General features: G+C 65.7%; 7 protein-coding genes. 5 read left to right on the top strand and 2 right to left on the bottom strand.

The features are described 5' to 3' along the window. From D477_RS20130 to D477_RS20120, 3 genes are all read left to right on the top strand, one after another. The coding region (locus tag D477_RS20130; protein WP_005274810.1) for an ABC transporter ATP-binding protein at positions 1-722 on the top strand (722 nt) is incomplete at its 5' end. Then, a complete protein-coding gene (locus tag D477_RS20125; protein WP_005274807.1) occupies positions 719-1717 on the top strand; it encodes an ABC transporter permease in 999 nt (332 codons plus the stop codon). The genes D477_RS20130 and D477_RS20125, both read left to right, overlap by 4 nt. 32 nt (positions 1718-1749) lie before the next feature. Next, complete coding sequence (locus tag D477_RS20120) at positions 1750-2547, top strand: ABC transporter permease (protein WP_005274803.1); 798 nt, start codon at positions 1750-1752, stop codon at positions 2545-2547. Positions 2548-2646: 99 nt separating this feature from the next. Here the strand turns inward: D477_RS20120 and D477_RS20115 are convergent, their stop codons facing one another. Next, positions 2647-3324, bottom strand: a complete 678-nt coding sequence (locus D477_RS20115; RefSeq protein WP_005274801.1) for a TetR/AcrR family transcriptional regulator — start codon at positions 3322-3324, stop codon at positions 2647-2649. A gap of 149 nt (positions 3325-3473) precedes the next feature. Between D477_RS20115 and D477_RS20110 the strand changes: the two genes are divergently transcribed. Together D477_RS20110 and D477_RS20105 are read left to right on the top strand one after the other, a co-directional pair. After that, the gene (locus tag D477_RS20110) at positions 3474-4868 is read left to right on the top strand and encodes a flavin monoamine oxidase family protein (RefSeq protein WP_005274798.1); all 1395 of its coding nucleotides are present in this window, start codon (positions 3474-3476) and stop codon (positions 4866-4868) included. Positions 4869-5052: 184 nt separating this feature from the next. Next, complete coding sequence (locus D477_RS20105) at positions 5053-5955, top strand: macrolide 2'-phosphotransferase (protein ID WP_005274794.1); 903 nt, start codon at positions 5053-5055, stop codon at positions 5953-5955. A gap of 22 nt (positions 5956-5977) precedes the next feature. Here the strand turns inward: D477_RS20105 and D477_RS22895 are convergent. After that, the coding region (locus D477_RS22895; RefSeq protein ID WP_005274791.1) for an HNH endonuclease signature motif containing protein at positions 5978-6460 on the bottom strand (483 nt) is incomplete at its 5' end.

Raw genomic sequence — 6460 nt, 5'->3', positions numbered from 1 at the left:
AGCAGCGGGTCGCCCTGGCCCGCGCCGTCGTCAACCGCCCGGCAGTGCTGCTGCTGGACGAGCCGCTCGGCGCGCTGGACATGAAGCTACGCCGCCAGATGCAGGTGGAGCTGAAGAACATCCAGCTCGAAGTCGGCCTGACCTTCGTGCACGTCACGCACGACCAGGAAGAAGCCATGACCATGGCGGACACCGTCGCCGTGATGAACGCCGGCCAGGTGGAACAACTGGGCGCGCCGCGCGAGCTCTACGAACTTCCGCGCACCGCCTTCGTGGCCAACTTTTTGGGAAAGTCCAATCTCGTCCCCGGTGACGTGGTCGAGGACCGCGGGGACGCCGTCGTCGTTAGTGCCCACGGTAACCGGCTGGCGGTGCTGAAGGACCGCGCCACCACGCACCAGGGAAAGGTACTGGTGGGCATCCGGCCCGAGAAACTGAAGATGCTGTGGCCACAGCAGGCCGCAGGCGAGCCGGGCAACATGCTGCACGGACGCGTCGTGGACACCTCCTTCACCGGCGTCAGCACCGACTACCTCGTGGACGTTCCCGGGATCGGCCGGCTCGGCGTGTTCTCGCAGAACCACGGCCAGCAGCTGGCGCAGCCGGGCGACGACGTGGTGCTCTGCTGGGACACCGCACACGCCTTCGGGCTCGACGGCCACGAGGATTCCAACGCCGGTGCGGCGGAGGCTGCGGACACAGCGGAAGCAGCGGCGACATGAGCCTGCTGACCCGGAACCGCGGCGCGGCGGACCCGCCCGGCACGGATGGCCAGCGCGGTAAGGGCCACCTCCGCGGCAAGCGGGCACTGCGCAGCAAGACCGACCTGCGCAGCGCGGACGAAATCCGGGCCGACCGCCGCCGCGGCCGCATGGGTTACTGGCTGATCCTGCCCGGGTTCGCCTTCATGCTCCTGTTCTTCGTGCTGCCGGTTTTCTCGCTGCTGGCGACCTCGCTCTACACCAAGCCGCCGGGCGCCGATGTCGGCCAGTTTGTGCCGGCACTGCAGTTCAGCAACTACACCGCCGTGCTCGGCGCCTACTGGCCCGAACTGTTCCGGTCTTTCGGCTTCGCGCTGGTGGCCACGATCGCGGCGCTGCTGATCGGCTACCCGATGGCCTACCTCGTGGCCGTGCGGCTGCGCGGCCGGAAGCTGCTGCAGGGCATCCTGCTGGTCCTGATCATCGCGCCGTTCTTCACCAGCTTCATCCTGCGCACGCAGGCCTGGAAGCAGATCCTCGCGGACGAAGGCCCGGTTGTCGCGGTCCTGCGGACGCTGGCGCTGCTGCCCGAGGACGGCCGGCTCACCGCCACCGCCTTCGCCGTGGTCTGCGGCCTGACCTACAACTTCCTGCCCTTCATGACGCTGCCGATCTATGCGAACCTGGAGCGGCTGGACACCCGGCTGATCGAGGCCGGCAACGACCTCTACGCCAGCCCCTTCCAGACCTTCCGCACGGTCACGCTGCCGCTGTCCATGCCGGGCGTGATGGCCGGGACCCTGCTGACCTTCATCCCGGCCTCGGGCGATTACATCAACGCCGCCCTGCTGGGCAACAACCAGGACACCACCATGATCGGCCAGGTCATCGACTCGCGCTTCTTCCGCGTGGTGGACTACCCGGGCGCCTCCGCACTCTCCTTCGTGCTGATGCTCGCCATCCTCGCCCTGGTCTTCCTGTACGTCCGGCGCTTCGGCACCAAAGAACTGCTTTAAAGGAACTGCTTTAGATGAGGAGCTCAGGCGCTATGCGGCAAACCATTGGACGCTGGCTGGTCCCGGCCATCGGCGGACTCGCCTTCCTGTTCCTGCTGGTCCCCATCGCGTATGTGTTCGCGTTTTCCTTCAACGACGCCGGACGGACCAACCTTTCGTGGCGCGGCTTCACCCTGGAGAACTGGCAGAACCCCTGCGGCGCACCCGCGGTCTGCCAGGCGCTCGGCAACAGCCTGCAGATCGGCGCCACCGCCACCATCCTGGCGACCATCCTCGGCACCGCCATCGCCATCGGGCTGGTCCGCTATCGCTTCAAGTTCAACGCCACGGCGAACATGCTGATCTTCCTGCCGCTGGCCACACCGGAAGTGGTGCTCGGCGCGTCCCTGCTGGCGCAGTTCCTGAACATCGGCGCCGACCTCGGCCTGGGAACCATCATCATCGCGCACACGATGTTCTGCATTTCGTTCGTCGTGGTGACCGTCAAAGCCCGCGTCGCCAGCCTGGACCCCAAGCTGGAGGAAGCCGCGGCAGACCTCTACGCCTCGCCGATGCAGTCCTTCTGGCGCGTGACCTTCCCGCTGCTGCTGCCCGGCATCGTCGCCGCCGCCCTGCTGGCCTTCGCGATGAGCTTCGACGATTTCATCATCACCAACTTCAACTCCGGCAACGTCGATACGTTCCCCAAGTTCATCTATGTCGCCGCCACCCGGGGCATTCCAGCCCAGGCCAACGTCATCGGCTCAGCCATGTTCATCATCGCCCTGCTGATTGTCATCGGCGGCCAGGTCCTGTCCAACCGCCGCGCCAAAATGCTCGCGGCCCGGTAGCAGTCCGGCCGCGCTCAAACGCGCAGATACTGCACCGGATCAGCCCGCGGACCATGCCGCCCGCTGCGCCTGCAGCCCGCGGACCATCCAGCCCGCCGATCAGCCCGCGGACCATGCCGCCCGCTGCGCCTGCAGCCCGCCGATCAGCCCCTCCAGTCCCAGCCGGAAGGCGGCATCTGCGGCCGAGCCGCCGGCGCCAAGCTCCTGGCTGCGCACGGCCGAGGTGAAGTTGGGATTGGCCTCGGCCAGTTCGCCCGATTCGAAAATGTCCGAAGGGGCGCCTACGTCGAAGGCGGATCCGAAGATGAAGGACTCCAGCGCCACGATCGCGGGAACAATCAGCGGCTCGGGCCAGCCGTCCTGCAGGAACGCGGACGTCAGCGTCTCATACATCCGCAGGGTCTGCGGCGCTCCGGTCACAGGCAGCACAGCGATGATCGGGATCAGCGGCGTATGCCGGGTAAAGACGTCCCGGTACGACCAGGCCCAGCGCCGCACCGCCTCGTCCCACGGCCGGCTCCCGAAGGCGGACACATCGATGCTCTTGATGATGTCGTCCTGCACCAGCACCAGCACGTCCTGCTTGGAGGCTACGTGGTTGTAGAGCGCGGAAGGCGCCACCTGCAGCGCCTTCGCCAGCGCGGACATCGTCAGGCGGTCGTAGCCGCCGGCCTCGATCAGCTTCAAGGCAGCCGCAGTGATGAGTTCCTTGGAGAGGACCTTCTGCGTGGGCCTTCCCGCCGGGCGGTGCGCACCCGATGCTGCCTCCACTGCCATGGAACGCTTTCCTCCATTTTCTTCGGGTTCGGGGGCCGGAACGAGATCCGCACATCATCCTACGTTCTGTCTTCCCAATCACACGGCAAGCCGCTACGATAGTAGTAAATGAATAACGTTCATTTACTTGACCCGCAGGAGAGATAACAGTGGAGATTTTGGAACGCGACGTCGTCGTCATTGGAGCCGGACCCTCCGGCCTCACCGCCGCCCACCGGCTGCAGCAGGCGGGCCTCTCCGTCGCCGTCCTCGAAGCGCGCGACCGCGTCGGCGGCCGCACCTGGACCAGCGTCATCGACGGCGCCATGCTGGAAATCGGCGGACAGTGGGTCTCGCCGGACCAGACCGCGCTGCTGGAAACGCTCGATGAACTGGGCCTGGAGACCTTCCCGCGCTACCGCGAGGGGGACTCCATCTACCTGGCTGAGGATGGCACCCGGACGCGCTACACCGGCGAAATGTTCCCCGTCAGTGAGCAGACCCAGGCCGAGATGGAGCGCCTGATCGGCCTGCTCGACACACTCGCAGCCGAGGCCGGGGCCACCGCTCCGTGGACCCATCCCCTGGCCCGAGAGCTGGACACCATCTCCTTCCACCACTGGCTCCGCCAGCAGTCTTCGGACGAGGAAGCGTGCAACAACATCGGCCTCTTCATCGCCGGCGGCATGCTCACCAAGCCCGCCCACTCCTTCTCCGCCCTGCAGGCCGTGCTGATGGCAGCCTCCGCCGGATCCTTCAGCAACCTCGTCGATGACAACTTCATCCTCGACCGGCGCGTTATCGGGGGCCTGCAGCGGGTCTCCGAACGCCTCGCCGAAAAGGTGGGGAACGACGTCGTACTCAATAGTCCCGTACGCACCCTGCGGTGGGGTGGCGAGGACGGTGAAAGCACCGGCGTCACCGCGGTCTCCGACCACGTGACCGTGCACGCCCGCTACGCCATCATGGCGGTGCCGCCGAACCTCTACTCCCGCGTCTCCTTTGAGCCCCCGCTGCCACGCCGGCAGCACCAGATGCACCAGCACCAGTCGCTCGGCCTGGTTATCAAAGTACATGCCGTCTACGCCAAACCGTTCTGGCGCGAAGACGGCCTCTCCGGCACCTGCTTCAGCCCCAGCGCGCTGGTGCAGGAGGTCTATGACAACACGAACCACGGGGACGAACGCGGCACGCTGGTCGGGTTCGTCTCGGACGAGAAGGCGGACGCCATGTTCGCGCTGACCCCCGAGGAGCGCAGGCAACGCATCCTCGACTCCATCGCCGGTTACCTCGGGCCGGAAGCCCTCAACGCCGAGGTCTACTACGAATCCGATTGGGGCGCCGAGGAATGGACCCGCGGCGCTTATGCCGCCAGCTTCGACCTCGGCGGACTGCACCGCTACGGGCCCGACCAGCTCAAACCCGTCGGCCCCATCTACTGGTCCTGCTCCGACCTCGCCGCCGAAGGCTACCAGCACGTGGACGGCGCCATCCGTATGGGCCGGCAAACCGCCGAGCGGATCCTTGCCGCCGACCGCGCCTCTTCAGCCGCAACCCGCGGTTGATCGTGCTGCGTCGCCGACTGAACTTGATGCATCGGCCGGCGACGCTAGCCACTTGGGTCCCCGCACGTGTGGCAGCAGCGATCCTCAGGTTGGCCACGTTGCGGACGATTCTGGCCGATGCCGATTCCTCTCGGTTTCGCCGGGTGCATTCGGTACAGTGTGCAGCAACCGAGGGAGGGCACGCATGACAGAGGCCACGGAGTACACGCCGGAGTATGTTGCCGATCTTGCCCAGGAGCACGGACTCGACATCATTCCCGCCAGCGTCGTCTTCGAGGAAGCCGGCCTCGATTACCTGGTCGCCTTCGCGACGGCGAAGAACGGGAAGACCTGGGTGCTGAGGATACCCCGAAGGGCAGATGTTTCGGCCAAAATCTCTGAAGAGGCCCGGATCCTCAAACTTGTGAAGGGCCGTCTCTCTGCGGCGGTTCCTGACTGGCGGATCCGCAACCGGTCCTTGGTGGCCTATCCGGCATTGCCGGGCCAGCCGGGCCTGACCCTCGACGGCGGTGAAGTCTCCTGGCATTTTGACCGGGAGTCGCCTGCCTACTGTCGTTCCTTGGGGAGGCTCATCGCCCAGTTGCACCGGATTGACGCCGAAACGGCCCAAGCAGCAGGAATTCTCACTCTCACACCGGCAGAAGTCCGCGAGGAGTGGCGCACCAATCTGGCCAAGGTCAACGCCGAGTTCAGCATTTCGGAGAGCCTGCTGGACCGTTGGACGGCGTGGCTCGAGGAGGACAGCTTCTGGCCGGAGTTCACCGTCTTCACTCACGGGGAGCTCTATCCGGCCCATCTTCTGCTGGACGAGGACGCCGAAATCACTGGGGTTCTTGACTGGACCACGGCCAAGGTCAGCGATCCTGCTCTCGACTTCACCTTCCACCACAGCCTCTCTACTCCAGAGGCCTTCGAACTGACTGTCCGAACGTACGTTGAGGAGGGCGGCAGGATTCCCCAGCGCCTGGGAGACCAGTGCGCGGAAATCATGGCTGCCGCACCGATCAACTACGGTGTCTACGCCCTGACTACAGGAAACCCGGATCACTGGGCCGCTGCCGCCGCCCAGCTCGATCCCATGGACTGACTGATTCAGCGGCCCCTGAATCTCAGAACGGTGGTGGCGTTTCGTCGCTGGTGTCATCGTCGTCGCGGTGGCTGTCGAGTTCTGGTTCCGGTGGTGGTGCCTTGGGTAGGCGGAGCCGTTGTGGGTTGATGTTTGGCCGGTCCTGACTGCCGTTGTCTCCGGCTTGTCCCGTGGTTTTTTCGTGTTTGCGTTGGTAGGCGGTGAGTTTGGTGTTGATGTCGTGGATTTGGTGTTGTTCGAGGATGTTGGCCAGTTCGCCGGGCGGGGTGTGGGCGAGCGGCTCTGGCGTGGTGGGGTATTCGAGGCCGGCGGGGGAGGTCCAGTCGGACTGGTGCCGGTTGGGCTGGTCGAGCTCCCAATCAGTCTCGGTTTTCAGCCGGTGGTGCTTTTTGCATTCGGGCCGCAGGTTAGCCACGTTGGTGGTTCCGCCTTCGGCCCAGCCGGTGGCGTGGTCGAGTTCGCAGTGGTCGCTGGAGCGGGAGCAGCCGTAGAACACGCATTTTTC

Origin of the sequence: Arthrobacter crystallopoietes BAB-32 (genome assembly GCF_000328305.2) — a bacterium.
Classification (GTDB): domain Bacteria; phylum Actinomycetota; class Actinomycetes; order Actinomycetales; family Micrococcaceae; genus Crystallibacter; species Crystallibacter crystallopoietes_A.
The sequence above is the reverse complement of the archived record's forward strand: the minus strand, read 5'-3'. Positions and strand labels throughout refer to the sequence as shown.